This is a genomic window from Mycobacterium sp. (genome assembly GCF_035570115.1).
Taxonomy (GTDB): Bacteria; Actinomycetota; Actinomycetes; order Mycobacteriales; family Mycobacteriaceae; genus Mycobacterium.
In genome coordinates this window covers 23581-40216 of the sequence record NZ_DATMLH010000130.1, presented here as the reverse complement: position 1 = coordinate 40216, position 16636 = coordinate 23581, and the positions used below count along the sequence as shown (strand labels likewise).

Genomic DNA, 16636 nt, shown 5'->3' with positions numbered 1-16636 from the left:
CGACAGGGAAACGCCCGGACCCATCCCGAACCCGGAAGCTAAGCCTGCCAGCGCCGATGATACTACCCAACCCGGGTGGAAAAGTAGGACACCGCCGAACACACACCCAAAAAAGGGCACCCACAACGGTGCCCTTTTTTGTGCTCAAAAATACAGACATTAACCGTGGAAATCAGGATTTCGGTCGAATGCAGATCAAAATTCGCGCCGACGGTATGCACTAATTTGAGTCAAGTCGGGCCGTCACATTGTGACCTCTACGTTTGCCGATTGACGCGATTGGGGCACGGCAGTAGAAGTTGTAGCCGCGCGGATCCCTACTGGATGCGGAGTCCCGCGATGAGGAGTTCGACCAGGCGACGAGGGTTGTAGCGGGGGTCGCTGCCCGCCCCAACGCACAGATTCCCGACGCCGCGGAGTAGTTCGTAGGCATCCAGGCCGGGTCGGATCTCTCCCGCCGCAGCTGTCGCCTCGAGGAGTTGTGCGCACACGGGGACTAGGCGGTCGATGAAGTAGGCGTGCAGCGTCGTGAAGGCGGCGTCGTCGGACCGTAGCACTTCGGCCAGGCCGTGCTTGGTGGCCAGGAAGTCGACGAACATGTCGATCCAGCGGGCTAGCGCCTGGTGCGGCGTAGCGCTTTCCGCGAGCAGAATGGGGCCGGCGTCGGCGCAGGCCTCGACCTGGTGTCGGTAGACGGCGACAATCAGGTCGGCTCGTGTCGGGAAGTGGCGGTAGATCGTGCCGACGCCGACGCGGGCCCTGGCCGCGATGTCGCGCACCGGCGCATCGACGCCGGACTCGACGAACGCCGCGGCGGCGGCGTCCAGCAGCGTCGCCTCGTTCCGCCGGGCATCGGCGCGCTTCCGTGGCGCCGCCGCCCCCGATCCGCTCTCACCCCCGGCCGCGCCCACGCCACCTCCGTCCCACGCATTGCCAAGCGGAACAAGGTTCCGTATCGTCTTTATCGGAACACGGTTCCACTTCCTTCAGGATGACAGATCCGGCTAGCGGCACCAAGCCGGACGTCCCAGGCTCGCTTCACCCCACGGAGAAACCCATGTCGCAAGCATCTCTGCCCAGTTTCGGAATCGTGACCGCGCCCATGCAGATCGGCTACCGGGATATCCTCCGCGTTTGGCGCGAGGCGGACGCGGTCCCGGAAATCGAGCACGCCTGGCTGTTCGATCACCTCATGCCGATCGTCGGCGACCGGAATGGGCCGATTTTCGAGGGTTGGACCCTGCTATCGGCACTCGCCGCGCAGACCGAGCGGCTGCGCTTAGGGCTGCTGGTGACCAGCAACAGATTCCGGCCGCCTGCGATGCTGGCCAAGATCGCCACGACCGTCGATATCGTCTCCGGCGGTCGACTCGACTTCGGAATTGGCGCGGGCTCACGTCCCGGCAACCCGCTGGCTCGCCGCGAGTACGAGGCACATGGCCTGCCCTACCACGACTTTCGTCACTCGGTGGAGGCCCTCGCGGAAGCCTGCACGGTCATCCGGCGGCTGTGGACGGAGAGCGACCCGTTCGACTTCCACGGCGCCTACATCAACCTCACCGGCGCATTCGGCAACCCAAAACCTGTCCAGCGCCCCCACCCGCCGATCCTCGTCGCCGGACGCTCGGCCGCCGTGCTCCGCGTGGCCGCTGAGCATGCTGACCTGTGGAACATCCCCGGCGGCGACGCCGACGACGCCGCCGAGCGCAGCGCGCTGCTGGACCGCTGCTGCACCGAGGCCGGCCGGGATCCCGCCGCCATCACCCGCTCGATCCATCTGCATGTGTCCTACGACAAGCCCGGTACCACGCGGGACGCGATCAGCGAAGCGCTCGACGCCGGGTTCCGGCACTTCACGCTCGGCCTCCCGATGGAGCCTTACCCGGCCAACGTCGCTCGGTGGATCGCGGATGAGCTCATCGCCAAGGCGCTGTAGCGGGCCGCCGCATTGGTCGGCTCATCAACCGCCGAGGATGACCATGAGTAATTGGCGCAGCCAGGCGCGAGCGCCGGGCAGGTCACCGTCGAGGATCAGTTGGGTGGCGACTCCGTCGTAAGCGGCGACGACCGCCCGGGCGGTGTCGGCAATGCCGCCCAGTGCTGGATGCATGTCGTTGTCGGAGGCGCCGAGACGCTGTTCGACCGTGGCGCGGAGTTGGTCGCGGTGGGTCGCGAGGCGCTCGGCGACCTCGGGGTGACGGGCGGCGTGCATCAAGAAGTCCGTCTTGACCAATAACCAGTCGCGATCGAGCAACAGCGTCTGCGAGACCTGGTCGAGAATCTCGGTCACGTCTGTAGGTTCAGGCGTAGACGTCATCGCGGTGGCGAGTTGGTCGGCGATCAGCGTGGCCCGCTCGTCGTAGAGGGTGAAGAAGAGTTCTTCAAGGCTGGCGAATTGCGAGTAGAACGCTCCCCGGGTGTAGCCGGCGTCGGCGCAGACGTCCTCGATGCGAGCGTGCCCGAATCCCTTGTCGGCGAACACCCGGAATGCGGCATCGAGGAGCCGCGCCCGTGTCTCGGCGCGGCGCTTGGTCACCGAGGTGGCTTGGTGGCCGTTGGTGTCATCTGCATCACCTAATAATACATTGAAGTATCAGATACATTATTGTATCGGATACATGCACAGGTGTCAGAGAAGGAGCGACTGATGGACGCTGATGTCATCGTGATCGGTGGTGGGTTGGCCGGACTGGTCGCCACCCGCGAGTTGACCCGCCGCGGCAAGAAAGTCGCCGTCGTCGATCAGGAGAATGCCGCCAACCTGGGCGGTCAGGCTTTTTGGTCATTCGGCGGCATCTTCTTCGTCGACAGCCCTGAGCAGCGCCGCATGGGTGTCAAGGACTCATTTGAGCTGGCCTGGAGCGACTGGTCGGGCAGCGCGGCGTTTGACCGCCTTGATGACGAGGACAGCTGGGCAGCCAAGTGGGCCCGCGCCTACGTGGAGTTCGCCGCCGGCGATAAACGCGCCTACCTGACCGAGCACGGCATGACGTTCCTGCCGACCGTCGGGTGGGCCGAACGCGGCGATCTGCGCGCCACCGGTCACGGGAACTCGGTGCCCCGCTTCCACGTCACCTGGGGCACCGGCACCGGGGTCGTCGAACCGTTCGTCAACGCTGCACTGGCCGCCGCCGACCACGGGCTGGTCAGCTTTCACCACCGCCACCGCGTCGACGAGCTGGTGTTCACCGACGGCGCGGTGACCGGAGTCCGCGGCGTGGTGCTCGCGCCCGACGATGCTCCCCGTGGCGCGCCGTCCAACCGGGACGTGGTCGGCGAGTTCGAACTGAGCGCCCAGGCCGTCATCATTGCCTCCGGCGGGATCGGCGCCAATCACGACATCGTGCGCCGCTACTGGCCGGAACGGATGGGCACACCGCCGCGGTCGATGATCACCGGCGTGCCCGCCCACGTCGACGGCCGCATGCTCGACATCGCGGCCGACGCCGGCGTGCGGCTGGTTAACCGGGACCGGATGTGGCACTACACCGAAGGCATCCAAAACTGGAACCCGATCTGGCCCCTTCACGCGATCCGGATCCTGCCGGGTCCCTCATCGATGTGGTTCGACGCGGTCGGGCGACGTCTGCCCGAGCCGTACCTGCCGGGCTATGACACCCTCGGCACTCTGCGCTACCTGCGCACCGACCCCGTCATCGCCGGCTACGACCACTCCTGGTTCATCCTCACCCAAAAGATCATCGAGAAAGAATTCGCGCTGTCCGGTTCCGAGCAGAACCCCGACATCACCAGCAAAAGCCGTCGAGCGTTTTTGCGCGAGCGGGTGCTGAGCCGCTCGGCCCCCGGCCCGGTCGAGGCCTTCAAACGCCACGGTGCCGACTTCGTTGTCGCAGACGATCTGGAATCGCTGGTGGCGAAGATGAACACGCTGACCGATCAGCCGCTGCTGGATCCCGTCACCATCAGAGGTCAGATCCAGGCTCGGGACCTGCAAATGGCCAACCCGTTCGCCAAAGACGCCCAAGTCCAAGGCATCCGCAATGCCCGACGCTATCTCGGCGACCGGATCGGGCGCGTCGCGGCACCACATCGCATCCTCGACCCCGCCGCTGGCCCACTCATCGGTGTCAAACTGCACATCCTGACCCGAAAGACGTTGGGCGGCATCCAGACCGACCTGTCGTCGCGCGCCTTCGGAAACGACGGCCAGCCCATCGCCGGCCTCTACGCGGTCGGTGAAGCCGCCGGATTCGGCGGTGGCGGTGTCCATGGCTACAACGCCCTTGAAGGCACCTTCCTTGGCGGCTGCATCTTCTCCGGACGCGCTGCCGGACGCGCCGCCGCGGAAGCCCTTTAACGACAAGGCGGCCGGGCCGGCCGTTAGCCAGCCCGTATCCTTTGATACAAGGACGTCAAGGTGATTCGGGATGAAGGGTACGAGTGGTCGAGGAAAGGCGCGGCGGCACCGGCGAACCGCGGCCGGGGCGAGCGCCGCGGTCCCAAGCACCGACATCGAGCCCGGGACGCGCGCGCCGAGCGCAGCCCCAGCACCCACCCAACGATGATGGCAGCGCAGTCCCGCAGATCCCGGCTGATATCGAGGCAAAGCAACTGGCGCCCGAGATCCGGCGCGAGCTCAGCACTTTGGACCGGGCCACCGCCGACGCGATCGCCCGCCACCTGGTCGCCGCAGGCGAGCTGATCGACGACGATCCAGAAGCCGCGTTGAGTCACGCGCGGGCCGCGCGCGCCCGCTCTGGGCGTATCGCCGCCGTCCGGGAAGCCGTCGGGATCGCGGCCTATCAGTGTGGTGACTGGGCGCAGGCGCTCGCCGAACTGCGCGCGGCGCGCCGGATGGGCAGCAAGTCCCCGTTGCTTCCGCTGATTATCGACTGCGAACGCGGCCTCGGCCGGCCCGAAAGGGCGCTTGAGCTGGCGCGCGGGCCTGAGGCGGCGCAGCTGAGCGGCGACGAAGCCGACGAGGTGCGCATCGTCGCCGCAGGCGCCCGCGCCGACCTCGGTCAGCTCGAACAAGCCCTGAAAGTGTTGTCCACACCGCAGCTGGACCCGGCGCGCACCGGAACGACTGCGGCAAGGCTGTTCTACGCGTATGCGGAGACACTGCTGGCGCTTCACCGTGGCGAGGAGGCGTTGCAGTGGTTCCTGCGCGCCGCGGCCGCCGACATCGACGGGGTCACCGATGCCGAAGACCGAGTCAGTGAGCTCGGCTGACGTGGGAACGCTTGCGCAACAGTATGATTGCTTGCTGCTCGATCTGGACGGAACGGTGTTCCGCGGCCATGCGTTGACCGAGGGCGCCGCGGAGTCGTTGGATAAGGTCCCCGGTCGCAAGCTCTTCGTGACGAACAATGCCTCGCGAAGCGCCGACGAAGTCGCCGGGCACCTGTGCGACATCGGTCTCACGGCGACGGCCGACGATGTCGTCACCAGCGCGCAAAGCGCCGCCCACCTGCTGGCCACTCAACTGCCGCCCGAGTCGCGGGTGCTGGTCGTCGGCACCGATTCGCTTGCCGACGAAATCACCGCCGTCGGACTGCGGCCGGTACGCCTGGCGCACGACAAACCGCACGCCGTGGTCCAGGGTCACTCCACCGAAACCGGCTGGATAAACCTTGCCGAAGCGGCGTTGGCCATTCGGGCCGGAGCGCTGTGGGTGGCCGCCAACGTCGATGCCACCCTGCCCACCGAACGTGGCCTGTTGCCCGGCAACGGCTCCATGGTGGCCGCACTGAAAACGGCGACCGACGCAGAGCCCCAGGTTGCCGGCAAGCCTGCACCGACCTTGATGACAGATGCGTTGGCACGGGGTGACTTTCGCGCGCCGCTAGTCGTCGGTGACCGGTTGGACACCGATATCGCCGGGGCCAACGCCGCCGACCTGCCCAGCCTGATGGTTCTGACCGGCGTCAGCTCCGCCCGCGACGCGGTGCACGCCGTACGTGCACAACGCGCGACCTACATCGGCTACGACCTGCGTGCGCTGCACCTGGAAGCGGATCTGCTTGCGGTGGCGCCGCAATCGGCGTGGCACGTCGAGACCGGGGACATGTCGGTGACGGTCAGCACGGGAGGCGACGACGAAGCGAGCGACGGCCTGTCGATCGTTCGCGCCGTCGCCAATGCCATCTGGGTGAGCAAATGCGACCCACGAGCCGTCACCGTCGAGGGCGGCGACGAGACCGCACGCGATGCCCTGCAACGGTGGTCCCTGGTGTGAATCCGATAGCGTGGACAAGGTCATGAATCGCGCCGGCGACGATGCAGTGGGGGCACCACCCAGCCGCGCAGCGGCGAGGGGGACGAAGCGATGAGGAGGAGCGGCGCCATTAATATCGATCCTGATGAGATCCGTGCTCGGATCGACGCCATGCTCGCCGAGCTACCCGATCCTGCCGACGTCGAGAACGTGCCCGCGGAAGCCGATCTCGAAGAGCTGGCGCGCCGTCTGTCCGAAGCACACGACATGCTGGTGCAGGCGCTGGAGTCGGCGGAGAAGGGCTGAATGCGCCGTGACGCGGCGTACTCGTGTTGACGCCGAGCTGGTCCGGCGCGGGCTGGCACGGTCTCGCCAGCAGGCCGCGGAGTTAATCGGTGCCGGCAAGGTCAGCATTGACGGCATGCCGGCGGTCAAACCGGGCACTGCCGTCGCGGCCACCGCGGCGCTGAGCGTCGCCGGCGACACCGAGCGAGGTTGGGTGTCTCGGGGGGCGCACAAGCTGATCGGTGCGCTCGATACGTTTGGTATCAGCGTTGCGGGTCGGCGCTGTCTGGATGCCGGTGCGTCGACGGGTGGATTCACCGAAGTCTTGCTGGATCGCGGCGCACGCGAAGTGGTCGCCGTTGATGTGGGCTACGGCCAGCTGGCCTGGTCGCTGCGGTCGGATCCGCGGGTGATCGTCATCGAGCGGACCAATGCGCGGCAACTGACACCGGCTGTGATCGGTGACCCGGTCGAGGCCGTGGTCGCTGACTTGTCGTTCATCTCGCTGACCACGGTGTTGCCCGCGCTGACTAGATGCGCAGCGCACAACGCGGATATCGTTCCCATGGTGAAGCCGCAGTTCGAGGTGGGCAAAGGTCAGGTGGGCGCCGGTGGGGTGGTGCACGATCCTGAGCTCCGGGCAACCTCGGTGCTTGCCGTCGCACGTTGCGCCAAGGAGCTGGGATGGCACACCCTCGGGGTCGCCGCCAGCCCGCTACCCGGTCCATCGGGCAACGTCGAATACTTCCTGTGGCTGCGCGCCGAGACAGATCGGGGTTTTTCGGCTGATGAATTGGAATCCGCGGTTCGTGCGGCTGTTGAAGCCGGTCCGGTGACGATGCGGGCGGGTTTGGCCCGCGGAGGAGCCGGACAATCAGAAGCGAGTCGCAATGACGAGTGATCGCACCGTCTTGCTCGTGGTCCACACCGGTCGCGAGGAGGCCACCGAGACCGCCCGTCGGGTGGAGAAAGTGCTGGACGACAACGGTATTGGCCTTCGCGTGTTGACCGCCGAGGCGGTCGATCGAGGTTCGTTGCATCTGACCCCCGACGACATGCGCGCGTTGGGTGTCGACATCCAGCTCGCCGACGCCGACCCGGACGCTGCCGACGGATGCGAGGTGGTGCTGGGCCTCGGCGGCGACGGCACCGTTTTGCGCGCCGCGGAGCTCGCTCGCAATGCCGACATTCCGGTGCTGGGTGTCAACCTGGGCCGGATCGGTTTTTTGGCCGAGGCCGAGGCCGACGCCATCGACACCGTGCTCGAGCATGTCGTGGCCCGCAGCTACCGCATCGAAGACCGGTTGACGCTCGACATCGCGGTGCGGGTGAGAGGCGAGGTCATCAGTCGCGGATGGGCGCTGAATGACGCCAGCCTGGAAAAAGGGCCGCGGCTGGGTGTGCTCGGGGTGGTCCTCGAGGTCGATGGCCGGCCGGTATCGACATTCGGCTGCGACGGGGTGTTGGTGTCGACACCCACCGGTTCCACGGCCTACGCATTCTCCGCAGGCGGGCCGGTGCTGTGGCCGGATCTGGAGGCACTTCTGTTGGTGCCCAACAACGCTCACGCCCTGTTCGCCCGGCCGATGGTGACCAGCCCGGACGCCGTCATCGCTATCGAGGTCGAGGCCGACGAGCACGACGCTGTGGTGTTCTGCGACGGCCGACGAGAGATGCTGGTACCGGCCGGTGGCCGGTTGGAGGTACGGCGTTGCGAGGTATCGGTGAAATGGGCCCGGCTGGATAGCGCGCCGTTCACCGACCGTCTGGTGCGTAAGTTCCGCTTGCCGGTCACCGGCTGGCGTGGACGGTAACGGTGCTGAATGAGATTCGCATCGAGGCGCTGGGCGCCATCAGCGTTGCCACGGCCGCGTTCGACCGGGGTCTGACGGTACTGACCGGGGAGACCGGCACCGGTAAAACGATGGTGGTCACCGGGCTGCACCTGCTGGGTGGGGCGCGCGCCGACGCCAACCGGGTGCGCTCCGGTGCTGAGCGGGCCGTCGTCGAAGGGCGCTTCAGCACTGCCGATCTCGACCAGAAAGCTGCTGCCCAGATCGACGAGATGCTGGACGCTTCGGGAGCTGAGCGCGATGAGGACGGCAGCATCATCGCGTTGCGCTCGGTCAGCCGCGACGGTCCCTCGCGGGCCTATCTCGGCGGGCGCAGCGTGCCCGCCAAATCGCTGAGCGGTTTCACCACCGAGCTGCTCACCTTGCACGGACAAAACGACCAGCTGCGGCTCATGCGGCCTGACGAACAACGCGGTGCGCTCGACCGGTTCGCGGCCGTTGGCGCCCGGCTGCAGCGCTATCGCAAACTGCGCGACGCGTGGCAGTCGGCGCGGCGTGACCTCGTCGACCGAAGCAACCGGGCCCGGGAATTGGCCCAGGAAGCCGACCGGCTGAAATTCGCGCTGCACGAGATCGACACCGTCGACCCCGCACCCGGTGAGGATGACGCGCTGATCGACGACATTCGTCGACTCTCCGAATTGGACGCCCTGCGCGAGGCCGCGGCCAGCGCGCGTGCCGCGTTGTCCGGCGCGGAGGATGAGGCCGCCGCCGAAGTGATGGGTCAACCCGTCTCGGCGGCCGACGGTTTGGCACACGCGAAGACGGCGCTGGAATCGACCGACGACGCCACGCTACGAGGGTTGGCGGATCAGCTCGGCGAGGCGCTCACGGTGGTTGGCGATGCAGCACGTGAACTCGGCGCCTACCTGAACGAACTACCGGCCGACGCCAGCACTTTGGACACCAAGCTTGCCCGGCAAGCCGAACTACGCACGCTCACCCGCAAATACGCGGCAGACATCGACGGTGTGCTGCGGTGGGCCCGCGAATCGCGAGATCAGCTGGCTCACTTGGATGTCTCCGAGGAGGCACTGGCCGGCCTGCAACGTCGGGTCGATGACCTCGCGACCGAATTAGCTTCCGCTGCAATCGAACTCAGCAAGGCGCGTAGCCAAGCGGCTAAGCGACTGGCCAAGGAAGTCACCGGCGAACTATCCGGCTTGGCGATGTCCGATGCCGAATTCACCATCACCGTGACGACCATGCCGGCCGCTCTCGACGACCCCGCGGCGCTGACGCTGCTCTCGGGCGCTCGGGCCCATGCCGGTGCGGACGGTGTCGACCAGGTCGAGTTCGGCTTCGCCGCGCATCGCGGCATGGTGGTGCTGCCGCTGTCGAAGAGCGCGTCCGGCGGCGAGCTGTCGCGGGTGATGCTGGCCCTGGAAGTGGTGCTGGCGGCATCGATGGCCGGTACCACGATGGTCTTCGACGAGGTCGACGCCGGCGTGGGCGGGCGGGCAGCGGTGCAGATCGGGCGGCGACTGGCCCGGCTGGCCCGCAACCGCCAAGTCATTGTGGTGACGCATCTACCGCAGGTCGCGGCCTACGCCGACGTGCACCTCATGGTCGACAGCACCGGACGCGACGGCGCCAGCGGAGTGCGACGCCTCGACGGGGACGACCGGGTTGCCGAGTTGGCCAGGATGCTGGCCGGGCTCGGTGAGTCCGATACGGCGCGGGCTCATGCGCGCGAACTGCTCGAGGCCGCCGACTGTGACCGAATTGCGACCTCGTGACGATGTCCAAACGTGTGACAGGTGTGACACGATATAACTTCTGAGGCTGCTGTTACGGCGCGCCTCCCCGGTCGGTCTCGGGTTCACCGACAGAATCGCCTCCATGAGCGTGACGACCACAATCTCAGGACTGCTATCCCGTAATACCTCGCGCCCCGGTGTCATCGGCACCGCTCGGGTCGACCGCGACATCGACCGACTGCTGCGACGGGTGTGCCCCGGCGACATCGTGGTCCTCGATGTGCTGGACCTGGACCGGATCACCGCCGATGCCCTCGTGGACGCCGAGATCGCGGCCGTCGTCAACGCATCCACTTCGGTGTCGGGTCGGTATCCCAACCTGGGTCCGGAGGTGCTGGTGGCCAACGGCGTCACCCTGATCGACGAAACCGGGCCCGAGGTTTTCAAGAAGGTCAAAGACGGCGCGAAAGTCCGGCTCTACAACGGCGGGTTGTACTCAGGTGACCGCCGGCTGATCCGGGGCACCGAGCGCACCGACCAAGAGATCGCCGGCCTGATGCAAGAGGCCAAGACCGGATTGGTCGCCCACCTGGAGGCCTTCGCGGGCAACACCATTGAGTTCATCCGAAGCGAGAGCCCGCTGTTGATCGACGGGATCGGCATCCCCGACGTCGACGTCGAATTGCGCCGCCGTCACGTCGTGGTGGTCGCCGACGAGGACCACGCCGCCGAGGACCTCAAGCGGCTCAAACCCTTCATCAAGGAGTACCAGCCGGTCCTCATCGGAGTCGGCACCGGCGCCGAGGTCTTACGGAAAGCGGGGTATCGCCCGCAACTGATCGTCGGCGATCCCAGCGAACTGAGCACCGAAGTCCTCAAGTGCGGCGCTCAGGTGGTTTTGCCCGCAGACGCCGACGGCCACGCGCCGGGCTTGGAGCGCATCCAGGACCTTGGCGTCGGCGCAATGACGTTCCCCGCCGCGGGTTCGGCCACGGACTTGGCGCTGCTACTGGCCGACCACCACGGGGCCGCACTGCTGGTGACCGCCGGCCACAGCGCCAACATCGAGACGTTTTTCGACCGGGCGCGTCAGCACAGCAACCCCTCGACCTTCCTCACCAGGCTGCGGGTAGGGGAGAAGGTAGTGGATGCCAAGGCCGTTGCCACCTTGTACCACAATCGAATCTCCGGCGGCGCGATCGCATTGCTCATTTTGACGATGCTGATCACGGTCATCGTTGCACTGTGGGTGTCCCGCACCGACACCATGGTGCTGCACTGGGCCGTCGAGTACTGGAACCATGTCACGCTCTGGGTGCAGCACTGGGTCCACTAGGACAGGCACGGATGTGATATCGCTACGCCAGCACGCCATTTCGCTGGCCGCTGTCTTCCTGGCGCTGGCGGTCGGAGTCGTGCTGGGCTCGGGCTTCCTGTCGAACACCCTGGCGTCCGGATTGCGTGACGAATCGCGAAATCTGCACGGCCAGATCAACGCACTCAACGACCAGAAGAACGCGCTGAACCAAAAGCTGAATTCCGCAGATGCTTTCGACGCGCAAATGGCAGGCCGGATGGTGCATGACGCATTGAACGGCAAGTCGGTGGTCATCTTCCGCGCCCCCGATGCAAAGAATGACGACGTCGATGCGGTCTCGAAGATCATCGGCCAATCCGGTGGAGTTGTCACCGGCACGCTGTCGTTGACCCAGGAGTTCGTCGATGCCAACTCGGCGGAGAAGCTGCGTTCGGTGGTCAACTCGTCGATCCTGCCGGCCGGCGCTCAGCTGAGCACAAAACTCGTCGACCAAGGCTCCCAGGCCGGCGACCTGCTGGGTATCGCGCTGCTGATCAACCGGGATCCCGCCGTCGCGACCGTCGACGACACGCAGCGCGATACCGTGCTGGCCGCGCTGCGCGACACCGGTTTTGTCGGCTATGGCAACCAGCACATCGGCGCGGCGAACGCCGCTGCGGTCATCACCGGCGGTGGGCTCGGCGACGACGCCGGCAATCAGGGCGTCAGCGTGGCCCGATTCGCCGCTGCGCTGGCGCCGCACGGCTCGGGTGTGCTGCTTGCCGGACGCGACGGCTCGTCCGGCGGAACGGCGGCCGTCGCGGTGGCCCGCGCCGATGCCGCGGTGACCTCGGCGATCAGCACCGTCGACGACGTGAACACCGAGTCCGGACGTATCACCGCGGTCTTGGGCATGGCCGACTTGGTCAACGGCGGCCGCACCGGTCAGTACGGCACCGGTCACGCCGCCACCGGCCTCACCGTCGCGCAATAGCCGCCCCGCCGGGCGTGTCAACAACGGCACAGCGGCGCGGATGTTAGGGTGGGTTTCCGTGGGTCGGCAGGCCCAATGAGCGCTGGATAACAGCTAAAAGCCTAGCCCTGCGCCGTCTTCACGGAGGTCGCCATTTTGCGCAAGCATCCGCAGACCACCACCAAGCACCTCTTCGTCAGCGGTGGCGTCGTTTCGTCGCTGGGCAAGGGACTGACCGCCAGCAGCCTGGGGCAGTTGCTGACAGCGCGCGGGCTGCAGGTGACGATGCAGAAACTCGACCCCTACCTCAACGTCGACCCCGGCACCATGAACCCGTTTCAGCACGGCGAGGTCTTCGTCACCGAGGACGGCGCCGAGACCGACCTCGATGTCGGTCACTACGAGCGTTTCCTGGACCGCGACTTGTCCGGCTCGGCAAATGTCACCACCGGACAGGTGTATTCGACGGTAATCGCCAAAGAGCGCCGCGGCGAGTACCTCGGTGACACCGTCCAGGTGATCCCCCACATCACCGACGAGATCAAGAGTCGCATCCTGGCGATGGCCAAGCCGGACGCCGACGGGAACCGCCCGGATGTCGTCATCACCGAAATTGGCGGGACCGTGGGCGATATCGAGTCGCAGCCCTTTCTCGAGGCGGCACGGCAGGTTCGTCATGATCTCGGCCGGGAGAACGTCTTCTTCCTGCACGTGTCGCTGATCCCGTATCTGGCGCCGTCGGGCGAATTGAAAACCAAGCCGACCCAGCACTCGGTGGCGGCGCTGCGCAGCATCGGTATCACTCCGGATGCGTTGATCCTGCGCTGCGACCGTGATGTTCCCGAGTCGCTCAAGGAGAAGATCGCGCTGATGTGTGACGTCGACATCGACGGCGTCATCTCTACCCCTGACGCGCCGTCGATCTATGACATTCCCAAGGTGCTGCACCGCGAAGAGCTTGACGCCTATGTGGTGCGCCGGCTCAACCTGCCGTTCCGCGACGTCGACTGGACAGAGTGGGACGATTTGCTGCGCCGGGTGCACGATCCCCAGGAGACGGTACGAATCGCATTGGTGGGCAAGTACATCGACCTCTCGGATGCGTACCTGTCGGTCGCCGAAGCGCTGCGGGCGGCCGGGTTCAAGCACCGGGCAAAGGTGGAGATCCGCTGGGTCGGTTCCGACGACTGCGAGACGGCAAGCGGTGCGTCTGCGTTGCTCGACGACGTCCACGGCGTGCTGATCCCCGGCGGGTTCGGCATCCGCGGTATCGAGGGGAAGATCGGGGCCATCCGGTATGCACGGTCCAGGGGTCTGCCGGTGTTGGGGTTGTGTCTTGGCCTACAGTGCATCGTCATCGAGGCGGCCCGCTCGGTCGGCTTGGAGCGGGCCAACTCGGCGGAATTCGATCCGGCCACACCCGACCCCGTCATCTCCACCATGGCCGATCAGCAGGAGATCGTCGCCGGCGAGGCGGATCTCGGTGGCACCATGCGGCTGGGATCCTATCCGGCGGTGCTTGAGCCGGGTTCCATTGTGGCCCAGGCATATCAGTCGACGCAGGTGTCCGAGCGTCATCGGCATCGTTACGAGGTCAACAACGCCTATCGGGACCGGATCGCGGAAAGCGGCCTGAGATTCTCCGGGACGTCTCCCGACGGCCACCTGGTGGAGTTCGTCGAATACCCACCGGAGATGCATCCCTACGTCGTCGGCACCCAGGCGCATCCAGAGTTGAAGAGCCGGCCCACCCGTCCGCACCCGTTGTTTGTCGGTTTCGTCGGGGCGGCCATCGACTACAAGGCAGCCGAGCGATTGCCGGTCGAGATTCCCGAGCAGCCTTCGAACGGAATTGAACAACACGACGGGGTCGACGTGTCCGAGCCCGAGCCCGTTGCCCGTGGCTGAGCACATCTTCGAGACGATATCGTCCGAAACTTTGCATACCGGAAAGATTTTCGCCCTGCGCAAGGACAATGTCCGGATGCCCGGCGGGAAGATCGTGACGCGGGAGATCGTCGAGCACTTCGGCGCGGTCGCTATCGTCGCGATGGACGACGAAGGCCGCATTCCGATGGTCTACCAGTATCGCCATCCCTTCGGTCGACGGCTGTGGGAGTTGCCTGCCGGACTGCTCGACATCAACGGCGAAGCCCCGTACCTGACCGCCGCCCGAGAACTCCGCGAGGAGGCCGGCCTGCAGGCACAGACTTGGCGGGTGCTGGTCGATCTGGATTCCACACCCGGATTCAGCGACGAATCGGTGCGGGTCTATCTGGCAACCGGTTTGACGCAGGTAGACCGACCCGAGGCGCACGACGAAGAAGCCGACATGACCTTGCAGTGGTATTCGATCGACGAGGCGGTCCGTCGGGTGTTCAGCGGCGAGATCGTCAACGCCCTTGCGGTCGGAGGGATTTTGGCGGCATATACCGTGGCGAAAGGCTTCACGCAGCCGCGGCCGGTGGACACGCCGTGGGTGGACAAGTCGAAGAACTTCGCCGCGCGACAGGCGGCCCGGTGACGATGCGGGCGATGGGATCCGGCCCGGTGACCACGCTTTCGGCGCCGCGCCCGGTGACGATGCGGGCCGGGACGGCCCGAGGAGGAGGCGCGCAGTTGGCCCTGGAGACCCAGCTGCAGGGCTACCTCGATCATCTGACGATCGAACGGGGCGTGGCGGCCAACACCTTGAGCTCCTATCGCCGCGACCTCCGCCGCTACTTCGAGCACCTCACATCGCGGGACATCGACGACTTGGCCAAGGTCAGCGAGGACGATGTCAGCGAATTCCTGGTGGCCCTGCGGCGCGGCGATCCGGATTCCGGAGTGTCGCCGCTGTCTGCGGTGTCGGCGGCGCGGACGTTGATCGCGGTGCGCGGCTTGCACCGGTTCGCCGCAGCCGAAGGCCTGGCCGAATTCGACGTCGCGCAGGCCGTCAAACCACCGACACCGGGGCGGCGGCTGCCCAAGAGCCTGAGCCTCGACCAGGTGCTCGCGCTGCTGGCCGGCGCCGGAGGCGACAGCCCGTCCGACGGCCCGTTGACGTTGCGAAACCGCGCGCTGCTCGAACTGCTCTACTCCACCGGTGCACGCATCTCGGAAGCGGTCGGACTCGATATCGACGACATCGACACGCACGCGCGGTCCGTGCTGCTGCGTGGCAAAGGCGGCAAACAGCGTTTGGTCCCGATCGGACGGCCCGCGGTGCAAGCACTGGACGCCTACTCGGTGCGCGGACGCTCGGAGTTGGCGCGTCGTGGCCGCGGGACGCCGGCCATCTTTCTCAACGTGCGCGGTGGCCGGTTGTCGCGGCAAAGCGCCTGGCAGGTTCTGCAGGACGCCGCCGAGCGCGCCGACATCACCTCCGGGGTGTCCCCTCATACGCTGCGGCATTCGTTTGCGACGCACCTGCTGGACGGCGGGGCCGATGTCCGTGTGGTTCAGGAGTTGCTCGGACACGCCTCGGTGACGACGACGCAGATCTACACCATGGTCACCGTGCACGCACTGCGCGAAGTCTGGGCCGAGGCCCATCCGCGTGCGCACTGAGCGCCTCGGCCGTGGCGATTAGGCGCCCAGATACTCCGATTCCAGCACCAGATCCGAGATCAAGCTCTGATACTCCAGGTGCGTCTTGTGCTCGGTGGTGTTGAACAGCTTGCCCTGCTGTTGACGCATGTATTCGCGGTACTTCGGCGCGCCAGGCACCTTGACGTTGTCGGCGACCACGATCGAGCCGGTATGCAGCCAGCCCCGGTCGACGATGCTGTGCAGGTCCGAGAGATAGGCGTCCTTGTCGTGGTCGAGAAACACGAAGTCAAGTGCACCGGCGGCAAAGCCATGCTCGCTGGCCAGCGCATCCAGCGTGTGCCCGCCGTCGCCAACGGTGCCGACCACACACATGACCCGGTCGGCGACGCCGGCATGCGCCCAGATCTGGCGGGCGTTGACGGCGTTGGCTTCGGCCAGCTCGACGGAGTGCACCTTGGCGGCAGGCGCGGCCCGGGCGATGCGCAGCGCGCCGTAGCCGCAGTAGGTGCCCAGCTCGAGCGCCAGTTTCGGGTCGGCGCGCCGGACCGCGGCATCGAGCAGCGCGCCCTTCTCGTCGCCGACATTGATCAGCATCGACTCCTCGTAGGCGAACCGGTCGATGGTTGCCAAGACGTCGTCGACGTCGCCCGCGCGAGCCTGCTTCAGCACGTATTCGACCGCGGCGGCTTCCCGCCCGTCGCCGATCTGGCCCGTCGTGGTGATGTTGCGGGCCCAGTCGCCATCCGTCATACCGACGAGCGCAACAGGGGAATGCGCTGTTTCCGACTCATGATCGTCACACTAGCCCCGCGACGA

Annotated in this window: 15 protein-coding genes, 1 rRNA gene and 2 pseudogenes; 15 read left to right on the top strand and 3 right to left on the bottom strand. The window is 66.4% G+C overall.

Annotated elements, in window-relative coordinates:
* Positions 1–100 (top strand): 5S ribosomal RNA (rrf, locus tag VNW74_RS12305); the annotation flags it as partial.
* Between the two features lie 217 nt (positions 101–317).
* On the opposite strand, the gene VNW74_RS12300 is transcribed toward rrf, so the two are convergent.
* Positions 318–911 (bottom strand): TetR/AcrR family transcriptional regulator, encoded by a 594-nt coding sequence (locus tag VNW74_RS12300; RefSeq protein WP_325677129.1) that lies wholly within the window; start codon positions 909–911, stop codon positions 318–320.
* A gap of 146 nt (positions 912–1057) precedes the next feature.
* On the opposite strand from VNW74_RS12300, the gene VNW74_RS12295 reads away from it, so the two are divergent.
* Positions 1058–1936 (top strand): LLM class flavin-dependent oxidoreductase, encoded by an 879-nt coding sequence (locus VNW74_RS12295; protein WP_325677127.1) that lies wholly within the window; start codon positions 1058–1060, stop codon positions 1934–1936.
* Between the two features lie 24 nt (positions 1937–1960).
* On the opposite strand, the gene VNW74_RS12290 is transcribed toward VNW74_RS12295, so the two are convergent.
* Positions 1961–2536 (bottom strand): TetR/AcrR family transcriptional regulator, encoded by a 576-nt coding sequence (locus VNW74_RS12290; protein ID WP_325677126.1) that lies wholly within the window; start codon positions 2534–2536, stop codon positions 1961–1963.
* Positions 2537–2647: 111 nt separating this feature from the next.
* On the opposite strand from VNW74_RS12290, the gene VNW74_RS12285 reads away from it, so the two are divergent.
* The 13 genes and pseudogenes from VNW74_RS12285 to xerD all read left to right on the top strand — a co-directional run bounded on the left by VNW74_RS12285 (position 2648) and on the right by xerD (position 15838).
* Complete coding sequence (locus tag VNW74_RS12285) at positions 2648–4318, top strand: FAD-binding dehydrogenase (RefSeq protein WP_325677124.1); 1671 nt, start codon at positions 2648–2650, stop codon at positions 4316–4318.
* 83 nt (positions 4319–4401) lie between these two features.
* Positions 4402–5193 (top strand): tetratricopeptide repeat protein, encoded by a 792-nt coding sequence (locus tag VNW74_RS12280; protein ID WP_325677123.1) that lies wholly within the window; start codon positions 4402–4404, stop codon positions 5191–5193.
* A 1-nt stretch (position 5194) separates the two neighbouring features.
* Positions 5195–6199 (top strand): HAD-IIA family hydrolase, encoded by a 1005-nt coding sequence (locus tag VNW74_RS12275; protein ID WP_325677135.1) that lies wholly within the window; start codon positions 5195–5197, stop codon positions 6197–6199.
* A gap of 25 nt (positions 6200–6224) precedes the next feature.
* A pseudogene (locus tag VNW74_RS31890) lies at positions 6225–6312 on the top strand (hypothetical protein); the annotation flags it as partial.
* Positions 6308–6484, top strand: a complete 177-nt coding sequence (locus VNW74_RS12270; RefSeq protein WP_325677133.1) for a hypothetical protein — start codon at positions 6308–6310, stop codon at positions 6482–6484. The pseudogene VNW74_RS31890 and the gene VNW74_RS12270, both read left to right, overlap by 5 nt.
* A 7-nt stretch (positions 6485–6491) precedes the next feature.
* Positions 6492–7364: a TlyA family RNA methyltransferase gene (locus tag VNW74_RS12265; RefSeq protein WP_325677122.1), complete on the top strand. Its 873-nt coding sequence runs from the start codon at positions 6492–6494 to the stop codon at positions 7362–7364.
* Entirely contained in the window at positions 7354–8277 is a 924-nt protein-coding gene (locus VNW74_RS12260; RefSeq protein ID WP_325677121.1) for an NAD kinase, read from the top strand. Before VNW74_RS12265 ends, VNW74_RS12260 begins: the two co-directional genes overlap by 11 nt.
* 2 nt (positions 8278–8279) lie before the next feature.
* The gene (gene recN, locus VNW74_RS12255; protein WP_325677119.1) at positions 8280–10055 is read left to right on the top strand and encodes a DNA repair protein RecN; all 1776 of its coding nucleotides are present in this window, start codon (positions 8280–8282) and stop codon (positions 10053–10055) included.
* A gap of 103 nt (positions 10056–10158) precedes the next feature.
* Positions 10159–11352 (top strand): putative cytokinetic ring protein SteA, encoded by a 1194-nt coding sequence (steA, locus tag VNW74_RS12250; protein ID WP_325677117.1) that lies wholly within the window; start codon positions 10159–10161, stop codon positions 11350–11352.
* A 13-nt stretch (positions 11353–11365) separates the two neighbouring features.
* On the top strand, positions 11366–12307 hold the full coding sequence (locus VNW74_RS12245) for a copper transporter (protein WP_325677115.1): 942 nt from the start codon (positions 11366–11368) through the stop codon (positions 12305–12307).
* 135 nt (positions 12308–12442) lie between these two features.
* On the top strand, positions 12443–14194 hold the full coding sequence (locus VNW74_RS12240) for a CTP synthase (RefSeq protein WP_325677113.1): 1752 nt from the start codon (positions 12443–12445) through the stop codon (positions 14192–14194).
* Positions 14187–14810 carry an NUDIX hydrolase gene (locus VNW74_RS12235; RefSeq protein ID WP_325677111.1) on the top strand — a complete coding sequence of 208 codons (624 nt, stop codon included), beginning with the start codon at positions 14187–14189 and terminating at the stop codon, positions 14808–14810. Before VNW74_RS12240 ends, VNW74_RS12235 begins: the two co-directional genes overlap by 8 nt.
* A gap of 59 nt (positions 14811–14869) precedes the next feature.
* Positions 14870–15838: a site-specific tyrosine recombinase XerD gene (gene xerD, locus VNW74_RS12230; RefSeq protein ID WP_325677131.1), complete on the top strand. Its 969-nt coding sequence runs from the start codon at positions 14870–14872 to the stop codon at positions 15836–15838.
* Between the two features lie 18 nt (positions 15839–15856).
* Here xerD and VNW74_RS12225 read toward each other — a convergent pair.
* A pseudogene (locus VNW74_RS12225) lies at positions 15857–16563 on the bottom strand (O-methyltransferase).
* Between the last annotated feature and the right edge of the window lie 73 nt (positions 16564–16636).

Coding starts and splice junctions, on each gene's coding strand:
- VNW74_RS12295 (WP_325677127.1), top strand. CDS start 1,058: ATGTCGCAAGCATCTCTGCCCAGTTTCGGAATCGTGACCGCGCCCATG.
- VNW74_RS12285 (WP_325677124.1), top strand. CDS start 2,648: ATGGACGCTGATGTCATCGTGATCGGTGGTGGGTTGGCCGGACTGGTC.
- VNW74_RS12260 (WP_325677121.1), top strand. CDS start 7,354: ATGACGAGTGATCGCACCGTCTTGCTCGTGGTCCACACCGGTCGCGAG.
- steA (WP_325677117.1), top strand. CDS start 10,159: ATGAGCGTGACGACCACAATCTCAGGACTGCTATCCCGTAATACCTCG.
- xerD (WP_325677131.1), top strand. CDS start 14,870: ATGCGGGCCGGGACGGCCCGAGGAGGAGGCGCGCAGTTGGCCCTGGAG.